Raw genomic sequence first — 25551 nt, forward strand, 5'->3', positions numbered from 1 at the left:
ACCTATATAATGTAGATTGTTTGTCGCTGATTCTACTTATGATGATGATAAATACCCATTTAATGATGATTATGTCAACACAATCATCATTAAATATTGTTTATATTTTAATACAGTAATGTTCTATAGGCCTATCCTAATAACCATGTGAATTCAGGAGTAAATAATGAAATCCACCAAAGAATTGCTGGGAGCCCGCATCAAGGAATTGCGGAAGTCATGCGGATTTTCACAGGAACGTTTGGCCGAGATGGTGGGGGTCGAGCCAAAGCATATCAGCCGCATCGAGGTGGGCAGCAGCTATCCTTCACTCAATCGTGTGGAGCTGATTGCTAAAGCGCTCGGCAGGCCGATGAAGGATCTTTTCGACTTCATACACTTGGAAAGCCCCGACATACGCGCTGCAAATATGGAAAATATGATTAAAGGAATGAAAGAGGAGCACCAAAGGCTGATTTACAGGATCGTGGGTGCCTTCAGGGAATAGGTGTCTGATTTTCCACAAACCAAAATCAGCCTCACACGGAATGTGAAAATCGCCTATAGCTCTTGTCCAGGAGGATTTGCTCCCCTTGAGCAAACGCAGTGATGCGGTGAGAGTCGGTGTTTATGAATCCTGCCAACCGAGGGGGAAACGGGTGGGGCAATCAAAAGCCCCCGGACTTTACGAGTCCGGGGGCTTTTGATTATGATGAGAAGACAGAGGGCGCAAATATGGCGGAGAGAGAGGGATTCGAACCCTCGGTACGCTATTAACGTACACACGCTTTCCAGGCGTGCTCCTTCAACCGCTCGGACATCTCTCCGCAAGTGAACGGGAAATATAGTATAGTCGGATGCTTTTGTCCAGCATTTCATATTATGCTTTGAAAAACAACAACGATAATTGTACAGTCCGACCGGGAGTGACCACGTTATGAACATTGCCATCATCACCGCCATGCCGGAGGAGACGCGGGCCTGCCTGAAGGCGGCCAAAACAGCGGAGCCACTGAAGGTCGGGCGTTTCAAGGCCTTTCTCTGCCGGGCGCCGGAGCGGAATCTGCTGCTGGTCGAGTCCGGCATGGGCTTCAAAAATGCCGCGGCTGCGGCGGAGGCGCTGCTGGAGGAATACCGGCCCGCCCTGCTCATCTCGGCCGGATTCTGCGGCGGCATAGCGCCGGAATTGCGCGTCGGCGACGTGGCGGTGAGCAGGGAGTTGTGTATCGTCGCCAATGGGGCGGTTCAACCGGTCCCCGTGGCGATTGCCCCTGCGGCCCATAACTTCGTTGCCCGGCAATCGGCGTCGGGTGCGCGGGTGTTCGCCGGCCTGTTTGCCAGCACCCCCTCGATCATGGCGAAAAAAGAACTCGCCTTGCTGCTCCCCCCCGGCGCCCCCTGCCCGGTGGTGGAGATGGAGAGCGCCGCCATCGCCATCGTGGCCGCGGAGAACGGCATCCCCTTCATGGGCATCCGCACCGTCAGCGACGCGGCCGACGAGGAGTTGGGTTTCTCCCTGGACGAATTCACCGACCATAACCTGCGCATCCGCCCCCACAAGGTCGCCCTGACCATCCTGCGCAAACCGTGGATCATACCCCAACTCGTGCGATTGGGCCGCAACAGCCGCATCGCCGCAGACAGCCTTTCCCACGCCATGGCCCGGTTGCTGGCGTCTCTGTAATTCCAAGTTGCAATCAAGATGGCGCTACTATCGACCACCCCTACCCCCTCCTGATTCAGGAGGGGGTAGGGGTGGTTAGGTATCAGCTTGAATGCTTTTTGGAATAAGACCCTTGCCCCTTGACGCAGGGGGGACCCATTCGTTTTCCCAAAGGAATTTCTAGCGGGCTTTCGGTGTGGTTGCCGCCGGGGACCAGGGATAGTCCCGCACATGCTCGCCGAACTCCTCCTTGGTGTAGCGGTTGACCCGCCGCAACGCCAGGGTGATGACGATCACCAGCGGCAGGCTGTACATGAGGATACCGCACAGGGCCATGAAGCGCTCGCCGATCAGGAGGGTCATGGTGATGTCGAAGACGAGCACCGACAGGTAGAGGACCGGCCCCAGCAGGGAGCGGAAGGGGAGATTGCAGACGCCCCTGGGGGCGTCGTTCTGGCGGCGGGCGTCGATCATCTGGAAGGCGGCCACCAGGCAGAAACTGGTCAAGAGCCACCCCCAATAGTTGGAGAGCGGCACGCCGAAGTGGACGCCGTTTTCCCGGTAGCCGTAGATCTGCCCCAGGAACCAGCGCCGTCCCTGGAGAGCCACCGGGTCGATCACGATATCGAGAAAGGTTTGCAGGAACGCCCCGAGGACCAGTGCCGACAGGGAACGGCGGATGGCGCGCGTCTCCAGGGTGGCCACGTTCCAGCGCCAGGACTTGAGGGGCGAAACGATGAACAGGGCCGTGGTGTAGCTGCAATAGGTGAGGAAGACGTAGGAGAGCGAATCGAAGAACGGCACCCCGGCAATCCACAACTCCCTGCTGCTGGTGGTGTCGATGTAGTAGTACCAGCCGTAGGGGAAGCCGGTGTTGATGGAGAGCCACTCCGAGGCAAAGGCGATCAGGTAGCCCACCACGGTGAAGAGCATGGTCCTGCGCCACCCCACATGGGGCACGCAGGCCAGGAGGTACGCCCCGAAGAAGGCAAACACGTAGGGGCGCATGGTGAAGGTGCCGAGGGCGATGTCCAGGTAGGCGTTGCCGGTTGCAGGTGCCATGGCCGAGCTCAGAACAGCGTGCCGACGACGCTGCCGATGACCGAGATGGGGCCGGTATCCTGCAGGCCTTCCATGGTCTTTTCGGTCTTCTTGAGGGTCGATATGGCATTCAGGTACAGCTTGTCGTCGTTGACCAGCTTGCCGATGGTGCCTTCGCCGCTGTTGATCTTGCGGGTGATCTCCTTGAGGTTGACCACCGTGGCCTTCAGCTCGTCGTAGAGAGCAGGGTCGTTGACCAGTTTGCCGGCCGTCCCCTCGCCCTTGTCGATGCGGGCGGCAATGCGGTTCAGCGACCCCATCCCGTCACGCATCTCCCTGACCGTGGCCAGGGCGTCGGTGTAGAGGCGGTCATCGGTGAGAAGCTTGCCGGCCGTTCCTTCGCCCCGTTCCAGGCGGGCGCTGACCGTTTTCAGGCTGCCGGCCACGTCGCGGATGTCCCGCCCCAACTGTTTGTCGTTCACCAGCGTCCCCAGGGCGCCCTCGCCCCGGTCGATCTTGGCGGTAATGCTGGAGATGCTCTTGAGCGAGGTATTCACCGCGGCGCGGTTCTCGTCCAGGATGGCGGAGATCTTGGTCATGACCTCGTTCTGATTGCGGTTCAGATCGACGATCAACTGCTTGGCGTCCTTGGTCAGTCCCCCCACATTATCCATAATGGCGTCGATGCCGAACGCCTCGGTACTCTTTACCGTGCTGCCCGGGGGGAGTTCCGGGCTTGCGGGCGAACCGAAGGAGAGCCCCAGGAACTGGCCCCCCAGCATGCTCGTCATGCGGATGCTGGCCACCGTGTCCTGTTTGATATGGGTGCCCGGCTTGACCTCGAAGTCCACCTCCACCCGGCTGTCCTGAACGGCGATCTTGGAGATCGTCCCCACCTCGACCCCGGCCAGCTTGACGGCGTCCCCCTGCTTGAGCCCGGTGGTGGAGGAGAGAAATACCTTGTAGGGGACTCCCCGGTCAAAGATCTTCCAGCGATTGCCCACCTCCAGCATCAGGCCGAACAGGACGATGCTGAGGATAAAGAACAGGCCGACTTTTGCTTCGTGCGACAGGGTCATACGTGGTTCTCCTACCGTGGCATGACGGCACCCGGTTCCGGTGCCTCCGATCTGCCATTATACCCATCAACGCAAGGTTAGCAATCATATTGTGTTTTTGCGGTCTTCCCGCTATTGTGTCCCTGAATCCGTGGCGCCCACGGATTCAGCCGGTTCTCCATCATCTGTCAGGAGGGATTCATGGTTTCATTCGAAGAAGCCCGGAGCATCATTCTGGCCTCCGTTGCTCCCGTTGGTACGGAGCGCATTCATCTCTTGGACGCCGTTGGCCGTGTCGTGGCCACCGATATGGCCGCGCCGTGGGACATGCCCTTGTGGAACAACTCGGCCATGGACGGCTATGCCGTCAGGTCCGCCGATTGCGGTACAACGCCCTGCACGCTGCGGGTCAGCGGTTTCCTGCCGGCCGGGGCCAAGGCCGACGGCGTGCGTGTGGAACCGGGCTGCGCCGTCAGGATCATGACCGGCGCACCGACCCCCGAAGGGTGCGATGCGGTGGTCCCGGTGGAGGACACCGACAACGGCGACCGGGAGGCCATCCTGAACGAGCCGGTCAAAAAGGGACAGCACATCCGTTTCCAGGGCGAGGATGTGGCCGCCGGGGTGACCTTTGTCCGGGCCGGTTCGATCATCCGCCCCCCGGAGGTGAACATGCTGGCCAGCTTCGGCAAGGCGCTGGTGCCGGTCTACCGCCGCCCCACCGTGGCGATCCTCTCCACCGGCGATGAGCTTGTGGAGGTGGGCACAACGCCCGGGCCGGGGGAGATCGTCAACAGCAACGCCCTCTCCCTGGCGGCCGCGGTACGGGAAGCGGGCGCCGTTCCCCTGATCATCGGCATCGCCCGGGATACCCGCGAAAGCCACCGGGAGAAGCTGCGGGAAGGGCTGAAGGCCGACGTGCTCATCACCTCGGCCGGCGTCTCGGCCGGCGACCGCGACTTGGTGCGCGACGTACTGGAAGAGTTGGGTGCGCGGCAGGTATTCTGGAAGGTCGGCATCAAGCCGGGGGGACCCACGGCCTTTGCCCTCTACGGCACGACCCCCGTGTTCTCCCTCCCCGGCAACCCGGTCTCCACCATGATCACCTTCGAGGAATTCGTGCGGCCGGCCCTGCTCACGATGCAGGGGCATGACCGGGTGCTGCGGCCGCTCTTCAAGGTCGTGCTGCGCGCCGAGATGCGCAAGAAGGCCGGTAAGGTCCAGATCGTGCGCATCCGCCTGGAACGGGTAGACGGGCGCTGGTACGCCACGTCGGCCGGAGACCAGCAGACCGCGATCCTCAAGACCATGGTGGACGCCGAGGCCATCGCCGTCCTGCCGGCCGAGAGCACCCGCTTCGCCGCCGGGGACGAAGTGGATGCCCACTTCTACGGGAACCATATGGATCTGGTGTAAATAGTGAATTGTGCCACTGGGCTGCGGGGACGCGGAAACGTGCCGGATTTTCGGCAATGCCGCCGCCGTTTTTCTCTCAGCCCTGCGCCTCCGTGGCGGAAAGGGAGCTTGTAATGAACGATTATCTCGGTGCCCACATGTCCATCTCCGGCGGCCTGCACCTGGCCATCGACCGGGCCGTTGCCGCCGGCTGCGGCGTGGTGCAGATCTTCACCCGCAACTCGAACCAGTGGAAGGGGAAACCGGTCAGCGAGGCGGACGCCGCCCTGTTCCGGGAGAAATTCGCCGCCTCCGGCCTGCACGAGGTGATTTCCCACGACATCTACCTGATCAACCTGGCGGCGGCCCCCGGCGAGGTGCGGGACAAGAGCCTGGCCGCCTTCCGGGACGAGTTGGAGACCTGCGCCCGCCTCGGCATCGCCAAGGTGGTCATGCACCCCGGCTCGCACCTGGCGGACCCGCCCGAGGTCGGCCTGGGGCGGGTGATCGAGGCATTCGACCAACTCTTCCGCGAGGTTCCCCAGTTTACGGGAAAGGTGCTGCTGGAAACGACCGCCGGGCAGGGGACCAACCTGGGGAGGACCTTCGAGGAGTTGCAGGCCATCATCGACGGCTCGCAATTCCCGGACAAATTCGGCGTCTGCTTCGACACCTGCCACACCTTTGCCGCGGGCTACGACACGGCCACCGAGGAGGGGTACGCCGATACCATGGCCCAGTTCGACCGCATCATCGGCCTGGGACTCCTGCAATGCTTCCACTTCAACGACTCGAAGAAGGGGCTCGGCTCCCGGGTGGACCGGCACGACCACATCGGCCAGGGAGCCCTGGGGCTGAATCCGTTCCGCTTCATCCTCAACGACCCGCGTTTCGTCACCATCCCCAAGATCCTGGAGACCCCCAAGGGGGACAACGACGAGATGGACGGGGTGAACCTGGGGGTGCTGCGGGGGTTGGTGAAGACGCCATAGCAGACTGTTGAAAAAGTGAGGTTGTTCAAAAATAGTCAGATCGTCGCACCCGCAGAATGCCTTGAGGAGGCCCTCACCCGGCCTTTGGCCACCCTCTCCCCGAGGGAGAGGGTAACGGTGTCCCTTCTCCCTTGGGGAGAAGGATAGGATGAGGGGCGCTACGCCGCACGAGAGGGCTTTCGAGGACGAAGGCCTGATGGCTGTTTTTCAACAACCTCTTAGAACAGGTCCAGGTTCTCCAGCGCCTTCAGGGGCTGGTTGCTGAAGCCCGGCTTCTCCTCCCGCCGTGGGCGGGCAGGGGGCTCGACCTGGATGACCGGTTCCTCCGGCGCCTGTTCTCCGCACGCCTCATGCACCACCTCCTGCTCCCCCTCCATGCCGTTGCCCTTGAAAAAATAGCGGTCATAGAGCCGGTGGTGGGACGTCCAGCGGGAAGTGCTGGCGCTCTCCCGGGCGATGTGGGCCTGGATGCCGTTGATCTTGGAATCCATGTCGTCCAGATAGTTGAGGATGGTGGCCTCCACGGTCTTGGGCCGTTTGGGGGAGCCGTATTCGTACTGGCCGTGGTGGGAAAGGAGCATGTGCTTGAGCAGCATGGACAACTCCCGCGGAAAACCCTCCACCATGCGAATCTTGTCCTCCAGCAGCTCCACGCCGATGGTGATGTGCCCCAGGAGTTTCCCCTCGTCCGTATAGTCGAAGGCGCGCTCATAGCTCATCTCATGGATCTTGCCCACATCGTGCAGCAGCGCCCCCACCACCAGCAGGTCCTCATTGATCCCCTCGTACAGCGGCACAATGGTCTTCACCAACCGGGCGACCGAGAGGGAATGCTCCATGAGCCCGCCCAGGTACACGTGGTGCATCCCCTTGGCGGCCGGGGCCGAGCGGTACTTGGCCATGAGCGGTTCATCCGCCAGGAACGCCGCCATGAGCGCCTTGAGGTGCGGATCACCGATGGCGGCAACCGCCGCGTCGAATTCCCGGACCATGTCGTCGCTGTCGCGGGGGGATTCGGGCAGGAAGTCGGCCAGATTGACCGTTTCCTCGGGGATCCGGACGATCTCGGCCACCACCACCTGCATCTTGTTCAGATAGACCGACGCCTTGCCGCGCACCTGCACGAAATCGTCCCGCTCGAAGAGCTTGTCCAGGGCATCCACGTTGTCCCAGACCTTGGCATCCACCTCGCCGCTCTTGTCCATGAGGCGCAGGTTCATATAGGGTTTGCCGTTCTTGGCCATGGCCATGATCTTTTCCTTGACCAGAAAAACAGCGGAGACCGGGTCCCGGTCCTTGATATCGGCTACGAATTGTTTTGCCACGCGGTGCTCCTTTACCTCTTGATTTACGAACAAGCTCTCGACAACTCAGGTTGTTCAAAAATAGTCAGATCGTCGCGACCGCTAGACAAGCCCTGAGAAGGCCCTCACCCGGCCTTTGGCCACCCTCTCCCAGAGGGAGAGGGTAACGGTATCCCTTCTCCCTTTGGGAGAAGGATAGGATGAGGGGCGCTACGCCGCACAAGAGGGCTTTCGAGGACGAAGGCCTGACGGCTGTTTTTCAACAACCTTTTAGCCGGGCTGCAATGGTGTCCGCGATCCTGATGCCGTCGATGGCCGAACTCATGATGCCGCCGGCATAGCCGGCCCCCTCGCCCACCGGGTACAGCCCCGCAAGTCCCACCGATTCGTAGTGCTCGTTGCGCGGGATGCGCACCGGGGCCGAGGTGCGGGACTCGATACCCACCAGGACGGCCTCGGCGGTGACGAAGCCCCGCAGCTTGCGCCCGAATTCGTTGATCCCTTCCCGCAGTGTTTGGGTGATGAACCGCGGCAACACCGTATCCAGGTCGGCCTCGACGATGCCGGGGCGGTAGCTGGACGAAAGCCGCCCCTTGCCCGGCAACCCCATGAACCCCATCAGGTTGCTCGCCGGGGCGTGGTAGCCGCCTCCCCCCGCCAAAAATGCCTGGTGCTCCCAATGGCGCTGGAACCGGACGCCAGCCAGGGGGTCCGGGCCGCCGAAGTCGTCCGGGGCGACGTTCACCACCAGAGCGCTGTTGGCGAACGGGGTATCGCGCATCTGGCCGCTCATGCCGTTGGTGACCACGCCCCCCTCTTCCGATGCACCGCCGATGACCACGCCGCCGGGGCACATGCAGAAGGAATAGGCGCTGCGGCCGGTGGCACTGTTGTTCCAGGTGACGGCATAGTCGGCAGCCGGCAGGCTGGGATGGCGCGGGCCGCCGTACTGGATCCGGTCGATCAGGGCCTGGGGATGCTCCACCCGGAGCCCCATGGCGAAGGCCTTGCGCTCCAGCGGCACCTTGCGCCTCTCCAGCATCTCGTAGGTGTCCCGGGCACTGTGGCCGCTGGCCAGGACGAGCAGGTCGCACGGCAACTCCTCCCCGTCGTTGACAACGATCGAGGAAACGGCCCCCCTGGTGGTGACGATATCGGTGAGCCGGCAGCCGAAACGGATGGCGAAGCCCTTTTCCAGCAGATGCCGCCGCATGGCGCTGACGACCGTGCGCAAGCGGTCGGTGCCGATATGGGGCTTGGCCAGGTAGCGGATCTCCGGCGGCGCGCCGAAACCGGCCATCTGTTCCAGCACCCAGCCCCCCAGCGGGTCCCTGGAGCGGCAGGTCAACTTGCCGTCCGAGAAGGTGCCGGCCCCCCCTTCGCCGAACTGGACATTGCTCTCCGGGTCCAGCACCCCCGTTTTCCAGAACTTCTGCACATCCAGGCTGCGCTGTTCCACCGGCTGGCCCCGTTCGACAAGAACGGCGGCCAGGCCGTACTCCGCCAGGCGCAGCGCCGCGAACAACCCGGCCGGGCCGCTGCCCACAATGACGATCCGCTGGGATGACCTGACCGCCGGGAAGAGTGCCGGCGCCGCTTCCGGTTGCCATTCCAGGTCCGGCTCACGGTCAAGGCGGGCCAGGAGGGGCGCATCGTCAACGAGGGAGAAGGAAACGGTGTAGATCACCTTGATGCGCGGCTTGCGGCGGGCATCGATCCCCTTGCGGAGGATGCGGAACCCTTGCAGGGCTGCGGGGGGAACGCCGAGCTGTCCGGCGACAAGCGCCGGCAGGCGGTCCTCCCCGTCATGCGGCGAGAGAATGAGATTGCGATAGATAAACGGCATCCGTCAGCCTTGCTGAATCTTTTTCCGTCCCAGGAGTTGCTCGACAATGATGACGATATCCACCGCTTTGGTGGACTTGGGGATATGCACCTTGGCTCCCATGTCGGGGGCGTCATGCTCGTGGGGAGGTTCATGGAACATGGAGGTCAACAGGACGATCACCGGTTGTTTGTCGCCCGCCAGGCGGCCGATCTCCATGCAGGTGCTGACGCCCCCCATGCGCGGCATGACGAGGTCGGAGAGCACGGCGTCGGGGGCCTTTTCCAGGAACACCTTGATCCCCTCAATGCCGTCGCTGGCGTTAAAGACCGTAAACCCGTTCTCGTTGAAGGCGTCGGAAAGCACTTTCTGAAAAAAGGGGTCGTCATCGATAATCAGGATTTTTCCGCGCGATTCCTTCATGGCCGGCCCGTTCAAGGAAAATAAGGGTAACTATATCCCACTTATGGTGCAAAAGAAAAGTGGAATGCTCGGGCGCCGTGGGATTTTAGTGCTTCAGGCTTGTATAACGGCGGGAAATTCCAGGCGGAAAACCGTCCCCTCCGCTGAAGTTTTTTCAACGGAAACAGCTCCCTGGTAGATGCGGGCAATACGCTGGACCACCGGCAGCCCCATGCCGGTGCCCCGGGATTTGGTGGTGAAAAACGGCTCGAAGATGTTCGGCAGGGTCTCGGCGGGGATGCCCCCCCCGCTGTCGCCGACCTTGACCACCACCCAGCCGTTTTCCTCATAAATTTCTATATCGAGACGGCCGCCGCCGGGCATCTCGTCCAGGGCGTTCAGAAACAGATTGGTGAAGATCTGCTCCACCTCCGCAGGGTCGGCCTTGATGGCCGGCGGCACGCCGTGATAGCGGCGTTCAACGCGAATATTGCCGGTTTCGATCTGGGGCGAGAAGGCATCGATGACATTATCCACGACCCGGTCGATCTGCACGTCCGAGGAGATCGTGCGGCTGCGGCGGGAGGCGTCCAACAGCTTGCAGATGATGGAATCGATCCGGTCGATCTCCTTCAAGATCTTGCCCAGGTACTCCTGTTGCTCCTGGTCGGTGGTGTTCTGCCGCATGAGTTGGGCAAAGAGCGAGATGGAATTGAGCGGATTGCGGACCTCGTGGGCCATGCCGGCGGAAAGATAGCCAAGGGCGGCCAGCTTTTCCGATTGGGCGATCTCCGACTGGGCCTTCTGCAGCGCCTCGGTCTTCTCCCGGACCCGCTTCTGCAACTCCTGGTTCCAATCGTCGATCTCCTCGAGGAGCCGCACATGCTCCTGCTGCAACGCCTTGTTGTGGAGCTCGATCTCCCGGATGCGCAGGACGTTGTCGAGGCGGTCGATCAGGTCGCGGTTGTTGAACGGCTTGAGGATGTACTCGGAGGCGCCCCCCTTCATCAACTCAACGGCAATCTCCTCGTTCCCCTTGCCGGTGAACATGATGACATAGGTAGCCGGATAACGCGCCTTGATCTCCCGCAAGGTCGTAAGACCGTCCATCTCGGGCATCATGTAGTCCAGAAGCGCCAGCTCCGGCGCCTGGGTGGCAATGATGTCCATCCCCTGGCGGGCCGTGGAGGCGGTAAGCACATGATACCCTTTTCGGGAGAGGATCAGGGCGGCGAGTTCGAGGATATGGTGGTCGTCGTCGATGACGACGACCACGGCCTTGCTATCGGGAAGCGGGGGATTCATAGCCGGGAGCGCCACGCCGAAACGGTGCCTGGCGCACCGTTCATTGTCCCGCCGGCAGACGGATCGTCAGGACCGGGCAGGAAGCCCCGCGGACGACGCGTTCGGCGGTGCTGCCGAAGATCAGGTGGTCAAGACCGGTACGGCCGTGGGTGCCGAGCACGATCAGCGAAGCGGCCGTTTCCTCGGCCGTGCGGATGACCTCCTCGTAGGGGATGCCGGTGACGATGGAGGTGGTGAAGCTGGTAAAAGCGCCCATCTTCGCACCACAGAATTTGGCCATCATCTTTTCGGCCCCCTCTTCGATCTCTTTCTCCAACTGCTCGAAGGAGATGTGGGGGACATAGAAACCGCGCAAATCAACCGGCTCGTTGATGACATGCAGTACCATAAGCTGGGCATCGAATTGTTTCGCCAAGGTCAAGGCATAGTCGAAGGCATAGTCGGAGTTTTCCGAGAAGTCGATGGCCGTCAGAATCCTGGTGAACGGTTTCATGTCGCAACCCCCTCATGTCAATGGAGTAACACCGATTTCACATCAAGGTGTAAAATGCCGCACCGGCGCACAATCAATTGAATATTTTCCTGATGATTTTTTTGAGCTCATCGATCTTGACCGGCTTGTTGATATACTCGAAAGCCCCCAGATTCATGGCCTCGATATACGACTCGACCTCGCCATAGGCGGTAACCATAATCACATTGCTGTCAGGGTGGCTTCTGCTCAATTCCCGCAAAAAGGTCATCCCGTTCATCTCCGGCATATTGATGTCGGTGATGATCAACTCAACCTCCTTGCCCCGCAGGTAATTGAGCGCCTCGTAACCGTTGCCGGCCGACGCCACCTCATACCCCTCACGGGCCAGGATTTTCGAGAGCGCAATACGGGCGTTCTCCTCATCATCGACCACCAGTATGCGTTTTTGTTGCTCAACCACAGAGGGCTCCCCGCTTCAGACTGTGTAGTGTGAGTCTAGCACGGGGCGCCGCCGTGTCAAGAAATCGGGGGCTTTTTCTCCCCGTTTTTGGCGGACGCAACTTTCTGGCGGAGCTTGATCGCCGAAAGGATCAGGTTTGCGATAATCGAGACAAAGTAGATCTCGTCTTCGGGAAAGCTCCGCATGGAGGTAGTCTGGAGGTTGATGACCCCGTAGACGTCCTTCTTGTCGGTTATGGGGAAGGAAAGCATGGAGTTGTATTTCTCTTCGTTCAGTTCGGGGAAGACCTTGTAACGCGGGTCCTGGGAGGCGCGGCTCAGGTTGATGGGCTGCATTTCCTTGGCAACGGTGCCGGTAATGCCTTCGCCGATCTTGAGGCGGATCACGCCGATCTTTTCCTGTTCGTACCCGTAGGTCGCCTTCAGGACCAGTTCCCCCCCCTCCATGAGGTAGATGTTGCAGACACTGGCGTGGAGTTGCACGGCCAGCTTGGTCGCCACCATGTGCAGCACTTCGGAGAGTTCAAAATCGGAAGACACCAGCATGCTGACCTCTTCCAGGGAGATGATCTCCATGTGTTCCCGGTTCGCCCGCTGCATGGTCAGCACCATCTTCCCCTTTTCGCTCTCCACGTAGGGGGTGAAATTGGCCTTGTGGTAAAACGGGTTGACGGTCTTGACCTTTTCCGTCTGGGTGCGGAAATCGGAGAAGCCGCAGGAACAGGTCATCTTGACCCGGTAGTTGTCGATACGCTGGCTGCTCATTACCTTACCGCACTTACGGCAACGTGCTGCTATCTGCATGGTGCACTCCTCAGCAGGTTGTTGAAAAACAGCCCTCTCGCCACCGTCCTCGAAAACCCCTTGTGCGGCGTAGCGCCCCTCATCCTATCCTTCTCCCAAAGGGAGAAGGGACACCGTTACCCTCTCCCTCGGGGAGAGGGTGGCCAAAGGCCGGGTGAGGGCCTCCGCGGGGCTTGTCTAGCGGGTGCGACGATCTGACTATTTTTGAACAACCTGAATTTTTCAATAACCTCCTCGGGAGGTCTTACGGACGGATGCCGTTGGCGTCAAGCACAATGGAAACCGGTTTTCCTGCGGGTCCGAGGGATTTGAGCGGTTTGCCGTTTATCTCGACCTCCACCCCGCCCGCATTGGACAATTCAAGGGCGATGTTCTTTTCGGCTTTCCATTCTATGGCATCGCCGGCCATCAGGTCATAGGTTTGGGACACCGCCCCGTCGATGGTGACATTGAGGGTCCCATTCTGGCTCACCTTCATGCGCGCAATGAAACTCTTCGACTGCTCGGCCGATTGGGACGTGGCGCCGCCCTGGTCGGCCGACGGCGTATCCTTGAGTTGCTCGGCGGGGACCGGTTTCTTTTCCGTTTTTTGCGGGGGGGGCGGTGCTTGGGCGCTGGACCGCGGCGGCAGGACCGGGGTCTGCGGCGCGACAGCCGGCACCGGACGCGTTTGGGAAACCTGGGGGGGGGCCTGTTCCTGCTTGGGGGGGGCTTCGGAGCGGTTGATAATGCTCGCCGTGATAATGATCAGCAGCAGCAAAAAAGCCGGCAAAGCGAGTTTTTGCAGGGAGATGCGTTTCTTCGGAATCCGGGCGTCGCCGGCAGCCTTCTTTTGTTGCGCCGTGGCCGACAAGGCGCTGTCCTGGGTTTGCTGCTTATCATACAGCCGGATCATGTCGTCGGGGTTAAGGCCGAGGTAGGTGGCGTAGATACGCAGGAAGCCTTTCAGATAGGCCTGGTTGGCAAACTCCTTGGTTCTTTCGTTTTCCAAGGCCAGAAGATAGTTCTTGCCCATCTTGGTCGCCTCGGCGGCCTCATCGAGGGAGATGCCGTGGTACTCGCGGCATCTCCTGAGGACGGCTCCCAGACTGGTGGGAGAGGAATCTTCTTTGTGCGGCACGGTTTCGGACAAACAGTCCTCGCTTACTTGAGAAGCTCCAGATATCCTATGGATGCATGTCCCAATTCAGAGTCGGGGATGATGCGAAGCACCTCGTTAAAGGAACTTTTGGCGGCATCAAGGTTGTTTTGCTTGAGTTGGGCCAGGCCGAGATAATAATACGCGGCGCCAAACTCTTTGAATATCTCCAGCGCCTTGCGGTATTCGGCGACGGCCTGCTCGGTCCTGTCCATGGCAAACCAGACCCTGCCCAGGGAAAGCCGGGCCACCGGATTGCGCGGATTGGCAACGATCACCGCCCGAAGCTCCTCAAGCGCCTTGGGATAGTCCCCCTTGCCAAGATAGGCCAGCCCCAGGTTGATGGCCGCACTTTCGCTGTCCTGGTAAAAGATGTCGTCCTTGACGATCTTGAACTGCTGGATGGCATTGTCCCACCGTTTGAGTTCGAGATACACCACCCCCAGGTCGTTACGGGCCGGGGAGTAGTTCTGTTTCAGCAGAATGGCCTGCTGGAGCTTCTGCTCAGCCAGATCAAAACGCTTCTTGCCCAGATAGGCCAGACCAAGATTATAGAGCAATTCCGGGTTCTCGGGATCGAATTTCTCCGCCTCGGTCAACTCGATCAACGCACCGGTATAGTTGTGCTCCCCCAGGTAGGAAAGCCCCATCTGATAATGGTAGGAGCCCGGGTTCTTACCCTCCTGCTGGCGCCCGGTGGCGCAACCGGCAGCGACCAACGTCATGAGCAGGCAAACGATGTACAACCGGCAGAATTTCATGGGTATCCGATCAAGCGGTATTCAACCCCGCGGCAAAGCTAGCAAAACAATCCAAACTTGTCAATAAATCAAATGGTTACGATTTGAGATCGTTAATATCCCGAAAACTCGTCAGCGCCTTGAAACTCCGGTAGCGGGCCTCGATTTCCCGGTATTCCAGGCGTTTCATGCGGTCAAGGCTGAAATCCTCCACATTGAAGGAGGCCATCACCGAACCGAAGACGATGGCTTGGCGGATTCCCTCCTCGGACAGGTCCCCCGTATTGGCCAGGTATCCCATGAAGCCTCCGGCAAAGGTATCGCCGGCACCGGTCGGATCAAAGACCTCTTCCAGCGGGTAGGCCGGTGCCGCAAACACGGAATCTGCCGTAAACATCAGCACGCCGTACTCGCCGCGTTTGACCACCAGCCGCTTGCATCCCAGGGCGATGATCTCGCGGGCCGCCCTGACCAGATTCGACTGGTTGGTGAACTGACGCGCTTCCCCCTCGTTGATCACCACGATATCAGCCTTCTGGAGCACCTTCTTCAGCGCCTCGGGCTTGGAAGAAATCCAGAAATTCATGGTGTCGCACGCCACCAGCTTCGGCCGGCGCACTTGGTCCAGCACCTCCATCTGCAGGTCCGGGTCGATGTTCGCCAGGAAGAGATAGTCGGCATCGCGGTAGGATTCGGGCAGGCTGGGGCGGAACTCCGACAGGACGTTGAGCTGCGTGTCCAGGGTCTGGGCCTCGTTCAGGTCGTAACCGTATTTCCCGCTCCAGTGAAAGGTCTTGCCGGGGATCCGCTGAAGACCGTCGGTGTTGATATCCCGGGACTGGAGGAAGCTTATGTGCTCCGCAGGAAAATCCTCCCCCACGACCGCCACCAGCGAGACGTCGGTGAAGAAGCTGGCCGAGGTGGAAAAATAGGTGGCCGAGCCGCCCAGGACATTCTCTCCCCTGCCGAAGGGGGTTTCCACCGTATCAAAGGCGACGGTGCCGACGACAACGATTCCCATAGGAAAACATCTCCTTGTTAAAATACGATTTATAAATATTTGCCGATGAGCAGATCGAGATTTTGTTTCGTCCCGGCCGGGATGACCGACCTGTCGCTGATAATGGCGTACTGGAGGGCGCTGCCGCAGGGGCAGTTCTGCTCCCGGCCATCGATGGCGGCCACGGCGTGGCGGATGATCTCCTTGGCCATGGCGACGTTTTGCTGGATGATCTGGACCACCGCTTCGACCGACACGTCGTCATGGGAGGTGTGCCAGCAATCGTAATCGGTGGAAAGGGCGATGATGCCGTAACAGATCTCGGCTTCGCGCGCCAGCTTGGCCTCGGTCAGATTGGTCATGCCGATGACTGCCGCCTCGCGCTCGCGGTACATGAACGATTCGGCACGGGTTGAGAAGGCCGGCCCCTCCATGCAGATGTAGGTGCCCCCCTTGTGGACGACCGCCCCGGCCTTGAGGGCAGCGGCGTAGAGAGCCTCCGACAGGTCGTTGCAGACCGGATCGGCAAACCCGACATGGGCTACGATCCCCTCGCCGAAGAAGGTGTCCTTGCGAATGCCCTTGGTCCGGTCGATGAACTGGTCGGGGATGACGATGTGGCCCGGGGCGATCATCTCCTTGAGGCTGCCCACGGCCGACACGGAGATGATCCGCTCCACCCCCAGCTTTTTCATGCCATAGATATTGGCGCGGTAGTTGACCTCGGAGGGGAGCAAGCGGTGGCCGCGCCCGTGACGGGGCAGGAACGCCATCCGCACGCCGTTCAGCGTGCCGGTGACATACTCGTCGGAAGGGGCGCCGAAGGGCGTTTCCACCTGGACCCGCCGGACATCCTCCATCCCTTCCATCTCGTAGAGCCCGCTGCCGCCGATAACGCCGATTACCGCATCCGTCATGATCCCGCTCCTTGCCCGAATGTTTCGCTAAAACGCCGTAAACTGTAAGTGTTTTGGGCGCAAACTTCAACCGTTATTTTCCATAATGCCGCTTTCCGGGCGGCTTCTCATGCCGCGCTTTTCCGGCCGGCAAAATTTAGTGCTTGCCTTTCTGCAGCAAGGCCTTTATCATCATCAAAGACTTACACCCGAAACGACGGCATGGTGTCCGTCGTTTTTCTTTTGATCATCGCATTCTGCCCCTCCTGCATTCAATTACCCCATTGAACCAAGCAGACCATTTGGCAGGCGAAGATTATGTCTGCCGCACGGTACTGCCGTCTTTGTCCATGGATCATTCTGGTTGATCCTGCGGCCCGAGCGCGCCTGTCTCTACACCGGTAACACCACAGAAAAGGAATAGACTCAATGACGTTTGACGAACTGGGCCTCAATGCGGCCATCCTCAAGGCGGTGGCCGACTGCGGCTACACGACCCCCACACCCGTACAGGAACAATCCATACCCCTGGCCATGGCCGGCCACGACCTGATCGCCACGGCCCAGACCGGGACCGGCAAAACGGCGGCATTCGTATTGCCGGCCCTGCAGCGCCTGGCCACACCCTCCGCCGTACCCGGCAAGGGCCCCCGCATCCTGGTCCTCACACCGACCCGCGAACTGGCGGGCCAGGTCATGGAGGCTGCCCGTGCCTACGGCCGCAGCTTTCGCCCCCGTTGCGGCACGCTTTTGGGGGGGATGCCCTATCGCGAGCAGTTGCGCCTGCTCTCCGCACCGGTGGACATTATCGTCGCCACGCCGGGCCGTCTGCTGGATCACCTGGAACGCGGCAGCGTCCGCCTGGACCGCCTTGAGATGCTGATCCTGGATGAGGCCGACCGCATGCTGGACATGGGTTTCAGCGAAGACATGGAGAAGATCGTGGCCCGCGCCCCCTCGGACCGCCAGACCATGATGTTTACCGCCACCATGGATGCCACGGTCAGCAGAATGGCGGAACGCATGTTGCGCAACCCGGAACGGGTGGAACTGGCCGTACGGACCGCTTCCCACGCCCTGATCGAACAGCGCCTGCACGTGGCCGACAGCCTGCACCACAAGAAAGAGCTTCTCAACTATCTGGTCAGCGACCAAAAACTCACCAGGGCCATTATCTTCTCGGCCACCAAACGCGACGCCGACGAGCTGGCGCGCGAACTGACCCGCAACGGCCATCAGGCTGCCGCATTGCACGGCGACATGAACCAGATCGCCCGCAACAAGACCATCGAGCGCATGCGCCGCGGCGGCATCCGCCTGTTGGTGGCCACCGATGTGGCCGCACGCGGCCTGGACGTCACCGGGATCAGCCACGTCATCAACTTCGACCTGCCGCGCTTCGCCGAGGACTATGTCCACCGCATCGGCCGCACCGGCCGCGCCGGCGCTTCCGGCATCGCCATCTCCTTTGTGTCACGGTCGGAAGTGAGTTATCTCGAAAAGATCGAGCGTTTCATCGGCAAGAGGCTGCCCGAGCAGAATATCGAAGGGCTGCCCCCTCTGTCCGTCCTGCGGCGGAGCGCCGGAGGGGCGAAACGGCCGGCAGGTTCGGGAGCAAACCGTTTCGGCAAGCCGGGCGGCAAGTCCAACGCCTCGCAGGGGCAGGGGAAACCGTGGAATAATTCCGGGAAGTCCGCCTCCGCCAGGCCGCGGCGCTCCCCGGGCCACCAGCCGGTGGTGGAGTATCGCAACAGGCGGACACCGTCCGAGACCCACTAAACCCTGGACATTGCACGCACAAAAAAACCTCGGAAGCCTTGCCGGCCTCCGAGGTTTTTTTTATTCATCACCGATCATTTTTTGAGCCGCCCCTTGAGTTGGCCGCAGGCCGCCGAGATGTCCCCGCCGCGGCTGTCGCGGGTGATGACCGTCACATGGCGGTCGATCAGGTATTTATGGAAGGCATCCACGGCAGCGCGGGTCGGCGCCGTGAGATCGCACCCCTCATGTTCGTTGAAGGGGATCAGATTCACCTTGTTGGGGATGTCGCTGATCAGGCGCAGCAGGCGCTTGGCATCCTCCAGCGTATCGTTCAGCCCACCCAGCATGACATATTCGAAGGTAACCTTGCGCCGCCCCGGCAACGGAAACTCCTTGCAGGCCCGGAGCAGTTCCCTGAGCGGATACCTCCGGTTGACCGGCATGATCCGGTCGCGCAGTTCGTCGGTGGTGGCATTCAGCGAAACCGCCAGATTGACGGTCGGCACCTCGCGGCCGAGCCGCTCCATCTCCGGCACCAGCCCGCAGGTCGAGACCGTCACGCGCCGGTTGGAAAATTGCAGACCGTTGCCGTCGATCATGATCTGGATGGCCGGGATGACGTGGTCCAGGTTGTGGAGCGGTTCGCCCATGCCCATCATGACGATGTTGCGGATATCGAACTCCCGCCTGACCGCCATGATCTGGTTGATGATCTCGGCCGTGGTCAGGTTGCGGGTCAGCTTGAAGGTCCCGGTGAGGCAGAACTCGCACCCCATGGCGCAGCCGGCCTGGGACGAGATGCACAGGGTGTTGCGCCCCTCGTCCGGGATCAGCACCGCTTCCACGGCGTTGCCGTCGGCAAGGGCGAAGAGATACTTGCGTGTCCCGTCGCTCCCCTCCTCGACCGCCTCCGGCTCAAGGTCGCTGATACAGGCGGTCTCGGCCAACTCGGCCCGCAGCTCCTTGGAGATGTTGCTCATCTCCTCGAACGAATGGGCATTCTGCTGGTAGATCCACTTGAAGATCTGGGTAGCGCGGAAGCGCTCCTTGCCCTTGCCCTGGAGAAACTGCTCCAGAGCCGGCAGCGTCAGATTTTTGAGATCGGTCTTCCCCGTCATCACTGTGTTCATTTCTTTTCCTGGCCGGCATCATCCGGCGTTGCCGGCTGCTGTCCGCTGGCCGGCGGTTCCCCTGAAGGCGTACTTTCCCCTTCCGGCGCCTTCTCCGGTCCCGCATCGACCGGAGGTTCCGCCGACTCGTTCCTGGCCGACGACGACGTCGTGAATACGGGCGCCGTAGCGATGCTCTTGTCCACCTTGCGCTGCATCCCGGCGATATTCGGCTGCTGGGCCAGGGCGGCCTGGTACTCGCCCTCGCTCAGAACCCCCTTCTGGCGTAACAGCCGGAGGATCATGTTGGAGCGGCGCAGCACCTTCCCCAGGTTTTTGTAGGGATTGTAGGCAACCCGCGGGCCGGGCAGCATGGCGGCCAGGAAGGCGCACTCCCTCGGGGTCAGGGCCGAGGCCGGTTTGCCGAAGTAGTAATGGGCGCCGTTGCCGATACCGTAGACCATCGGCCCCAACTCGACCACGTTCAGGTAGAGTTCGATGATGCGCCCCTTGCTCAACTCCTGCTCCATGCGCCAGGCCAGGTAGATCTCCTTGAGCTTGCGGGTGATGGTTTTCTCCCGGGAGAGGAACAGGTTTTTGGCGGTCTGCTGGGTGATGGTGGAGGCGCCTCGTTTGAGGCTCTTCTTTTCCAGGTCGTACTTGATGGCGTTCTTGATGGCCTTGACGTCGAAACCCTCATGGGTATAGAAGTTGCTGTCCTCGGCCAGGATCACGGCCCACTTCATCTCGGGCGGGATACGGCCGGAAGGGGTCCAGTAGCGGTTTGGCGGCCCGACCACAAAGGGATGGTACTCCCCCTGCCAGTCCTTGACCTGAATGGTCATGGTGAATTTTCGGTCGGTCAGGCTGGCAACCGGCGGGGCCAGGCTCAGGGAGATGACGATGTAGGCGAGGTAACAGGCGATGACCAACAGGGTGTAGTAAATGAGCTTTTTCATAAGGCGCTATTATTACCAGAATATGGCCGCGGCGGGAACTATTTTTCCGTGGCTTTTTCTTCCACGGGCGTCGTTTCGGCCGACACAAGGTCAGCCGTTACCTTGCCGAGTGCAATCGAGGTGACGATTCTGACCGGCACCTTGTTGGCGTCATCGGTCATCCAGATCAGGATTTCCCCCGTTCGCCTGAAAATCCCGGCGGTCTGCTGGAGCGGGCGGACAACCACGGTCTTCACTTCCTTCAAATTGGGCAGGCGCACCTTTTCCCGGCGCAGGACCTCTACCGGCACGTCTGCATAGACTTCGCTGTCGTAAATGTGGAGCATCTCCGGCGTACCGACCTGCAAAGCCCGGTTTCTCAGATAGTAAAATCCCGACAGGGTATCGAGCACGTCGCTGGTCGGGATGGATTCCTTGACGCTGCGCCTTTTCAGAAGATCGATCCAGAAAACGCTCTTATCCCGCAAAAACAGGGTAAATCCGATATCGCTTTTAAATGAGCCTTCCTGTTGCTTTATCTTCGTAATGAGGAAGTTCCCGGCGATATGGCGCGTTTCGACGACGTCGTCCACGGGGTAGAGGCTTGAAATTGCGGTATTCGACTTGACCCTCAGGGTAATCCGGACTTCACCGTTTTCATTTTTAGCCTCCAGTTCGGCGTTCCCCACCGGAAGGCCGAGCAGGCTTATGGCGTACGTGAGCTTCTCGTTCTTGGACGCCAGAAACTCTCCCGCCGTCCTCAGAGGCGGGGCGATCACCGGTGCGGTCGCTGCCTTGCGCGCAGCACCCGGCAGCGGAGCGGTTGCCGGCTGGCTGCTCGCCGCGGGGGTGTCGATTTTCTGCCGCTTGGGGGGGATACTGTCGACCGGCTTCAGCGTGGCGGGCTCTACCGGCCCCGCCGCCGCTGCCGGGCTGTCGGCCTTTTTCTCTTGGGCCCCATGCCGTTTTTCCCCCGGTTCTTCCAGCGGGCTCTTCCCTGCATCGCTGGCCTCCCGGGGTTTTTGGGGGTCCAGCGGCGCGCTGTTTTCACGGAGCTTGGCCAGATCGACCATGACGGCCTGGGTATGGTTGACCGGCGCCACAAAGGTGTAGGTCCCGAACATTCTCAGGATATACAGGAAGAGGATATGGGACAGCAGGGAGAGGGCCAGGCAGGATGCCAGTATATTGATTTTTTTGTGGGATATGTTCATCGGAATAAGAATAGCAAATTACCGGCCATAAGAAAACCCCGCCTCTTGCGAGGCGGGGCAGATACGGCATTACAGCGTTACGTCAGAGTTACGGACGTTCTGAAACACCGGAAGTAGAGCTATTCCACGCTCCGGTACTGCGGCTCCACCCGATCAAGAAGATCATGCTTTCAGTGGTGCCGGGGGACAACGTGGTCAAGGTACCGTCAGTATAGGCAGCCGTACCCATGCCAAACAAGCCATAGACAGGATTGCCGACTGTAGCGCTCTTCGTTGTTGCCGTTGTGCTAACCGATTGGTTCATGACGCCATCGTCAAGGAAGTCGATGGTGTCGTAGACAAGCCGACGGGTATAGGAACGAGCATGTGCGTAGGCGGCAGTTTCGTTGGTGAGGAGCCTGATGTTGAATGCAGCTCCCAACAGCTTCTGGCCGAATTTCTGGTTGTGCGTCCCAAGAGTCCAGTCCGTCACCGTCTTACTACCAATCTTGAAGGTCGACGGTGCGGTGAAGGTGATGCCATAGGTTGTCTTAAGGCAGTCAATCGCCAGTTTAATGGCATTTTGATACGATTCGGATTGCGGCTCAAGGAAGTACGTCTGGAAATCCGTCACGGTGGCAATAGCGTGTCCGCCTTCGCTCGTATGGCAATTACTGCATACCTGGTTGATTGCATCCTGATTAATTGCCAAGGTATGGCTGGAACCACGGCTAGGAACGCCACTGCCATTAAGGTGGCAGGTTACACAGGGGCCATTGGAGTCGAGCGTGCCGGCAACGAAGAAACTCGGATTGTGGCTGTCGCCGTTGATCGCGGTTGTGCCTAATTTGCGATGAGTCGAGGTCACGCCGCCAGCGATCCCGTTAATTGAATCTGAAGTACTGTCAATGGTCAATGTCTTGGCGTACGTAGTGGTCGCTGTGGCACTGGTCTTATATGAAGCACTTGAGGTGGTGAAGTCTTTAAAACCCGTCGATATGTACATCATCCCTGCAGCCGGCAAATAATGGGGGCTCGGCACTCTTGCAGACGTGAACGTGCCGTAAAGCGCCTTGACAGTGTTCCCGTTTTCGCGAGCGGAATGGCAAGCGATACAGAGGTTGGACGCACTGGCATTCGGGAAGGTCCATGGGTTTTTACCTGAGTTGTAAGGAGCCACAACCTGAGGAGCCTGGCGGACCCTGTTCTTAAAGTTGTAACTCGTGTGGCACGCTGCACAGGTAATGACCTCTTTGGTCTTGTCGCCAGTTGTTCCCCAAGCAGGGGCAGGATAGGCATAACCAGAATTCACGTAATTAATGAAGCCCGTCGAGGTGTGGCAACGGTTACAATCTGCATCAAATTTGAAGTCCTCGCCAAAGGCGGGTCCATTGACATCACCATGGCCACCGGCGGTTTCAGCCCAGTCTTTATGCTCAGTGCCCTTGGCTGCGCCTATGGTAAGGGTTTGTGGTTCCGCAGTAGTTGTAGTTACGGTGGAAGCTTCGCCATTCCGGACACCGTTTTCAGCCAAATGCGGATCATGGCAGCTGGTGCAGGATTTCTGGTAGTTCAAACTTACATAAACAGCGGGCCTGCCATTGTTTCCTGCTGCGGCTGTGTAATTGAAAAAATGACCATGATCATACTTCAGATAATTCTGGTGGCAAGCAAAGCATTTACCTGCCGCTGATGGGTCGGGATACGGCAGGGGGCCGACACCGTTATGCTGTGAGCCACCACCATGGCAATCCTGGCATCCGACCTCGCCACTTTTATAGTGTCCCGTGCCCAAATAGGCTTCGTAAATTTTTGTTCCAGCCACGGTATCAATACCCGTGCTATGGCACTGGGCGCACAAAGCCTCGTCGACCTTGGGCACATCACTCGGGAGTATGCCCGCTTCTTTGCTGCTGGCACCGCAGCCGTTCAATAATACGGCACAAGACAACGCGCCCAGCAACATCATGCTTAACTTCTTGATCTGCATTGTTTTCCTCCCTCTGGTTGGTAATTACCTAAAAGGTTCCCGACGTATGGCACTGCAAGCAAACCCTGCCGCCACTTCTGTCTTTGTAGTTGCCAGCCTTGAAGCCCCGCGGATGGGGGCTCACACCCGTTTTCGAACTGTGACATTTCTTGCAGGTGTTGCCGTCTTCATGGCACGTCTGGCATGCCTGCAGGTTCCGCCGCGCTTCGGTGGCATGCTCCATGCCCCATCTGTTCCCGTTCACCGCCTGGCTGTTGTGGGATTTGAAGCCCAGCGATTTCAGGCCGGCCTGGGGAAGTTTGCTGTGGCATGCCGTGCAGTATTTCTGGTCATGGCAGCGATAGCATTGCTGCTGGTTGTCCTGAGCCTTGATCGGGTGAATCTGCAGCCAGCCGCTCCGGTGGCTCTTCGGTTTGTAGTCGCGCCCAGCATTGCTCTGCGACAGGTCGTCCCCCGTGCCGCCACCTTGGTGACAGTCGAGACACCAGGCTTGGGCGTGGCATTGGCTGCAGTTGTTGCCGGCCCTGCTCGCCAGGACGCGGTGACCACGGACAAAGTCGGCGTCGTGGTTGGGCGCAATGCCTTCGCCTTTATGGCAATCGTTGCATTCCTTGATCGCCATCTTGGCGTATTCCGCGTGAGACATCTTCTTGTCGGCGTACGACCGTTGCTGTAAACAGATCAGGCCGAAGCCGAGAAGTGCCAGGATTAATACAATTCGCTTCACGTAGGTCCCTCCTTTCTAAAAGTCGTAGTTGAAGACCGCACGACCTTGCCAGTCGTTTTTGTACTGGGCATTGACGTTGTCTTCAACCCGGACGGACGCGGACATGTTCTTGGCAAGTTTGTATTTGCCGCCGACCCAGTATTTGCGCGCAGTTTCGTCCCCGGTCGTCCGGTCGAACTGGTAGACGTCGTACTGGAGGCCCGCAGCCAGTTCCAGAGGTTTGATCGGGGTGTAGTTCACCTCGGCGCTCCCGCCGTTCAGGTCGCCGCCGTAACCGTTGTTGTGGTCGTAGTTCAGGCTGATGAGTACCTGGTCGATCGGACGAATCCGGCAGCCGACCTCGACGACGTCGGAGGCATCGCTGCTCTCACCGTAGAATTGCCTGGTGTAGCCGGCGTTGACCGACAGTTTGTCGTTGATGGTGTAGTCGGCACGGATGAGGGCTTCCTGGTAACGGTCAACGGCAAATATCGAGTAGATGGACGTTGAGTCGAAGGTCGGGTAGCTCTGATACCATTCCGCGGTCAGGATCAGGTCCGCCGTGGGGAAGTATTTGATGCCCGTGAGAAGTTCGCTGAAGGTTTCACTCGGCAGGTCGAACCGGGTGTTGGCGTACAGTTTGAACGAGTTCCAATACTGTTTGAAGGTGCCGCCGATCTGGTCGCGCGCGACGCCGTCCTTGTCCAGCTTCATGAAGTAGCTGACTTCGGCGTCGGTGTTTTTGTACCCGTTCAGGTACGCGGCAACGCCGAAGGCGAAGTCGTGGTCCCGGGTCGCCTCGCCATTCAGGTCGAAGTAGACGTTGCGGCCGCCCATCACCGAGAAGGCGACCGGACCGACATTCTTCAGGTCGATCTTGCCACCGTCGATCAGGGCAGAACCCGCCGCGTAGTTGACGAATTGCCGACCGAGGCGAATGTCCACCTTGTCGAACAGGTTGCTGTAGTCGCCGTACAGGTAGTAGAGCCGACCGTTGATACCCTCACCGTTGCGGATGTCTTCGGTGACACGGCCGTATCCCTGGAATGACAGCTTGCCTTCTTTGTCGATCTGGGTGACCGACAGGTTGAGATACTCTCCGAGTTCGGCCTGTTTGTTGCCGGTAAAGATGTCGTTGAACCAGCCAAACTGGGTCGAGCTTCTGCCGTGAATCTCCGCCGGCCACGCAGCGGTCGAGCCAAACACAACCGCTGAACAGGCCAACAGGCAGAATAATCTTTTACATGTCATCAGAAACCTCCTTTCATGTAATCTCAAATCTTGAAAAACAAACAAACTTCGTGCGTTTCTTCACCACCTTTCTATCCATTAATATCTGGTCAACGAAAACATTGACAAAACACGAACACATTTTACC

24 protein-coding genes and 1 tRNA gene are annotated in these 25551 nt (G+C 59.7%); 5 read left to right on the forward strand and 20 right to left on the reverse strand.

What is annotated here, in order from left to right; genetic code table 11:
- The first annotated feature begins 166 nt into the window (after positions 1 to 166).
- Complete coding sequence (locus tag F6V30_RS02995; protein WP_151155010.1) at positions 167 to 487, forward strand: helix-turn-helix domain-containing protein; 321 nt, start codon at positions 167 to 169, stop codon at positions 485 to 487.
- A 228-nt stretch (positions 488 to 715) separates the two neighbouring features.
- On the opposite strand, the gene F6V30_RS03000 is transcribed toward F6V30_RS02995, so the two are convergent.
- Positions 716 to 806: transfer RNA gene (locus F6V30_RS03000), tRNA-Ser, on the reverse strand.
- 110 nt (positions 807 to 916) lie between these two features.
- Between F6V30_RS03000 and F6V30_RS03005 the strand changes: the two genes are divergently transcribed.
- Positions 917 to 1663: a phosphorylase family protein gene (locus F6V30_RS03005; protein WP_151155011.1), complete on the forward strand. Its 747-nt coding sequence runs from the start codon at positions 917 to 919 to the stop codon at positions 1661 to 1663.
- A gap of 159 nt (positions 1664 to 1822) precedes the next feature.
- Here the strand turns inward: F6V30_RS03005 and F6V30_RS03010 are convergent, their stop codons facing one another.
- Complete coding sequence (locus tag F6V30_RS03010; RefSeq protein ID WP_151155012.1) at positions 1823 to 2704, reverse strand: carotenoid biosynthesis protein; 882 nt, start codon at positions 2702 to 2704, stop codon at positions 1823 to 1825.
- Positions 2705 to 2712: 8 nt separating this feature from the next.
- On the reverse strand, positions 2713 to 3762 hold the full coding sequence (locus F6V30_RS03015) for an MlaD family protein (RefSeq protein ID WP_151155013.1): 1050 nt from the start codon (positions 3760 to 3762) through the stop codon (positions 2713 to 2715).
- Positions 3763 to 3942: 180 nt separating this feature from the next.
- Between F6V30_RS03015 and F6V30_RS03020 the strand changes: the two genes are divergently transcribed.
- Together F6V30_RS03020 and F6V30_RS03025 are read left to right on the forward strand one after the other, a co-directional pair.
- Positions 3943 to 5157, forward strand: coding sequence for a molybdopterin molybdotransferase MoeA (locus F6V30_RS03020; protein WP_151155014.1), 1215 nt, complete (start codon positions 3943 to 3945; stop codon positions 5155 to 5157).
- Between the two features lie 113 nt (positions 5158 to 5270).
- Positions 5271 to 6128 (forward strand): deoxyribonuclease IV, encoded by an 858-nt coding sequence (locus F6V30_RS03025; protein ID WP_151155015.1) that lies wholly within the window; start codon positions 5271 to 5273, stop codon positions 6126 to 6128.
- Positions 6129 to 6346: 218 nt separating this feature from the next.
- Here the strand turns inward: F6V30_RS03025 and F6V30_RS03030 are convergent, their stop codons facing one another.
- The 11 genes from F6V30_RS03030 to mtnP all read right to left on the reverse strand — a co-directional run bounded on the left by F6V30_RS03030 (position 6347) and on the right by mtnP (position 16497).
- Entirely contained in the window at positions 6347 to 7453 is a 1107-nt protein-coding gene (locus F6V30_RS03030; RefSeq protein WP_151155016.1) for a 3'-5' exoribonuclease YhaM family protein, read from the reverse strand.
- A gap of 238 nt (positions 7454 to 7691) precedes the next feature.
- The gene (locus F6V30_RS03035) at positions 7692 to 9278 is read right to left on the reverse strand and encodes an NAD(P)/FAD-dependent oxidoreductase (RefSeq protein ID WP_151155017.1); all 1587 of its coding nucleotides are present in this window, start codon (positions 9276 to 9278) and stop codon (positions 7692 to 7694) included.
- A 3-nt stretch (positions 9279 to 9281) separates the two neighbouring features.
- Positions 9282 to 9680, reverse strand: a complete 399-nt coding sequence (locus F6V30_RS03040; protein ID WP_151155018.1) for a response regulator — start codon at positions 9678 to 9680, stop codon at positions 9282 to 9284.
- Between the two features lie 93 nt (positions 9681 to 9773).
- Entirely contained in the window at positions 9774 to 10964 is a 1191-nt protein-coding gene (locus F6V30_RS03045; RefSeq protein ID WP_151155019.1) for a hybrid sensor histidine kinase/response regulator, read from the reverse strand.
- Positions 10965 to 11004: 40 nt separating this feature from the next.
- Positions 11005 to 11457: a universal stress protein gene (locus tag F6V30_RS03050; RefSeq protein ID WP_151155020.1), complete on the reverse strand. Its 453-nt coding sequence runs from the start codon at positions 11455 to 11457 to the stop codon at positions 11005 to 11007.
- 73 nt (positions 11458 to 11530) lie between these two features.
- Positions 11531 to 11899, reverse strand: coding sequence for a response regulator (locus F6V30_RS03055; protein ID WP_149307794.1), 369 nt, complete (start codon positions 11897 to 11899; stop codon positions 11531 to 11533).
- A gap of 56 nt (positions 11900 to 11955) precedes the next feature.
- Positions 11956 to 12702 (reverse strand): GAF domain-containing protein, encoded by a 747-nt coding sequence (locus F6V30_RS03060; protein ID WP_151155021.1) that lies wholly within the window; start codon positions 12700 to 12702, stop codon positions 11956 to 11958.
- Positions 12703 to 12946: 244 nt separating this feature from the next.
- A complete protein-coding gene (locus F6V30_RS03065; protein WP_151155022.1) occupies positions 12947 to 13834 on the reverse strand; it encodes a helix-turn-helix domain-containing protein in 888 nt (295 codons plus the stop codon).
- Positions 13835 to 13845: 11 nt separating this feature from the next.
- Positions 13846 to 14601, reverse strand: a complete 756-nt coding sequence (locus F6V30_RS03070; protein ID WP_151155023.1) for a tetratricopeptide repeat protein — start codon at positions 14599 to 14601, stop codon at positions 13846 to 13848.
- Positions 14602 to 14677: 76 nt separating this feature from the next.
- Positions 14678 to 15601 (reverse strand): PfkB family carbohydrate kinase, encoded by a 924-nt coding sequence (locus tag F6V30_RS03075; RefSeq protein WP_151155024.1) that lies wholly within the window; start codon positions 15599 to 15601, stop codon positions 14678 to 14680.
- A gap of 29 nt (positions 15602 to 15630) precedes the next feature.
- Complete coding sequence (gene mtnP, locus F6V30_RS03080) at positions 15631 to 16497, reverse strand: S-methyl-5'-thioadenosine phosphorylase (RefSeq protein WP_151155025.1); 867 nt, start codon at positions 16495 to 16497, stop codon at positions 15631 to 15633.
- Positions 16498 to 16905: 408 nt separating this feature from the next.
- Between mtnP and F6V30_RS03085 the strand changes: the two genes are divergently transcribed.
- Entirely contained in the window at positions 16906 to 18255 is a 1350-nt protein-coding gene (locus tag F6V30_RS03085) for a DEAD/DEAH box helicase (RefSeq protein ID WP_151155026.1), read from the forward strand.
- Positions 18256 to 18329: 74 nt separating this feature from the next.
- On the opposite strand, the gene rlmN is transcribed toward F6V30_RS03085, so the two are convergent.
- The 6 genes from rlmN to F6V30_RS03115 form a co-directional block, all read right to left on the reverse strand.
- Positions 18330 to 19367 carry a dual-specificity RNA methyltransferase RlmN gene (gene rlmN, locus F6V30_RS03090; RefSeq protein WP_246163157.1) on the reverse strand — a complete coding sequence of 346 codons (1038 nt, stop codon included), beginning with the start codon at positions 19365 to 19367 and terminating at the stop codon, positions 18330 to 18332.
- Positions 19364 to 20305 (reverse strand): transglycosylase domain-containing protein, encoded by a 942-nt coding sequence (locus F6V30_RS03095; RefSeq protein WP_151155027.1) that lies wholly within the window; start codon positions 20303 to 20305, stop codon positions 19364 to 19366. Before F6V30_RS03095 ends, rlmN begins: the two co-directional genes overlap by 4 nt.
- Positions 20306 to 20343: 38 nt before the next feature.
- Positions 20344 to 21498, reverse strand: a complete 1155-nt coding sequence (locus tag F6V30_RS03100; RefSeq protein WP_151155028.1) for a DUF3108 domain-containing protein — start codon at positions 21496 to 21498, stop codon at positions 20344 to 20346.
- Between the two features lie 88 nt (positions 21499 to 21586).
- Positions 21587 to 23467, reverse strand: coding sequence for a cytochrome c3 family protein (locus F6V30_RS03105; protein WP_151155029.1), 1881 nt, complete (start codon positions 23465 to 23467; stop codon positions 21587 to 21589).
- Between the two features lie 28 nt (positions 23468 to 23495).
- A complete protein-coding gene (locus tag F6V30_RS03110; protein ID WP_151155030.1) occupies positions 23496 to 24194 on the reverse strand; it encodes a cytochrome C in 699 nt (232 codons plus the stop codon).
- Between the two features lie 15 nt (positions 24195 to 24209).
- The gene (locus tag F6V30_RS03115; RefSeq protein WP_151155031.1) at positions 24210 to 25424 is read right to left on the reverse strand and encodes a hypothetical protein; all 1215 of its coding nucleotides are present in this window, start codon (positions 25422 to 25424) and stop codon (positions 24210 to 24212) included.
- Positions 25425 to 25551: the final 127 nt, after the last annotated feature.

The sequence above is a fragment of the Oryzomonas sagensis genome (genome assembly GCF_008802355.1).
GTDB lineage: Bacteria > Desulfobacterota > Desulfuromonadia > Geobacterales > Pseudopelobacteraceae > Oryzomonas > Oryzomonas sagensis.

Coding starts and splice junctions, on each gene's coding strand:
- mtnP (WP_151155025.1), bottom strand. CDS start 16,497: ATGACGGATGCGGTAATCGGCGTTATCGGCGGCAGCGGGCTCTACGAG.
- rlmN (WP_246163157.1), bottom strand. CDS start 19,367: ATGAACACAGTGATGACGGGGAAGACCGATCTCAAAAATCTGACGCTG.
- F6V30_RS03105 (WP_151155029.1), bottom strand. CDS start 23,467: ATGCAGATCAAGAAGTTAAGCATGATGTTGCTGGGCGCGTTGTCTTGT.
- F6V30_RS03040 (WP_151155018.1), bottom strand. CDS start 9,680: ATGAAGGAATCGCGCGGAAAAATCCTGATTATCGATGACGACCCCTTT.
- F6V30_RS03075 (WP_151155024.1), bottom strand. CDS start 15,601: ATGGGAATCGTTGTCGTCGGCACCGTCGCCTTTGATACGGTGGAAACC.
- F6V30_RS03035 (WP_151155017.1), bottom strand. CDS start 9,278: ATGCCGTTTATCTATCGCAATCTCATTCTCTCGCCGCATGACGGGGAG.
- F6V30_RS03020 (WP_151155014.1), top strand. CDS start 3,943: ATGGTTTCATTCGAAGAAGCCCGGAGCATCATTCTGGCCTCCGTTGCT.
- F6V30_RS03050 (WP_151155020.1), bottom strand. CDS start 11,457: ATGAAACCGTTCACCAGGATTCTGACGGCCATCGACTTCTCGGAAAAC.
- F6V30_RS03115 (WP_151155031.1), bottom strand. CDS start 25,424: ATGACATGTAAAAGATTATTCTGCCTGTTGGCCTGTTCAGCGGTTGTG.
- F6V30_RS03015 (WP_151155013.1), bottom strand. CDS start 3,762: ATGACCCTGTCGCACGAAGCAAAAGTCGGCCTGTTCTTTATCCTCAGC.
- F6V30_RS03095 (WP_151155027.1), bottom strand. CDS start 20,305: ATGAAAAAGCTCATTTACTACACCCTGTTGGTCATCGCCTGTTACCTC.
- F6V30_RS03085 (WP_151155026.1), top strand. CDS start 16,906: ATGACGTTTGACGAACTGGGCCTCAATGCGGCCATCCTCAAGGCGGTG.
- F6V30_RS03045 (WP_151155019.1), bottom strand. CDS start 10,964: ATGAATCCCCCGCTTCCCGATAGCAAGGCCGTGGTCGTCGTCATCGAC.
- F6V30_RS03010 (WP_151155012.1), bottom strand. CDS start 2,704: ATGGCACCTGCAACCGGCAACGCCTACCTGGACATCGCCCTCGGCACC.
- F6V30_RS03100 (WP_151155028.1), bottom strand. CDS start 21,498: ATGAACATATCCCACAAAAAAATCAATATACTGGCATCCTGCCTGGCC.
- F6V30_RS03025 (WP_151155015.1), top strand. CDS start 5,271: ATGAACGATTATCTCGGTGCCCACATGTCCATCTCCGGCGGCCTGCAC.
- F6V30_RS03005 (WP_151155011.1), top strand. CDS start 917: ATGAACATTGCCATCATCACCGCCATGCCGGAGGAGACGCGGGCCTGC.
- F6V30_RS03070 (WP_151155023.1), bottom strand. CDS start 14,601: ATGAAATTCTGCCGGTTGTACATCGTTTGCCTGCTCATGACGTTGGTC.
- F6V30_RS02995 (WP_151155010.1), top strand. CDS start 167: ATGAAATCCACCAAAGAATTGCTGGGAGCCCGCATCAAGGAATTGCGG.
- F6V30_RS03060 (WP_151155021.1), bottom strand. CDS start 12,702: ATGCAGATAGCAGCACGTTGCCGTAAGTGCGGTAAGGTAATGAGCAGC.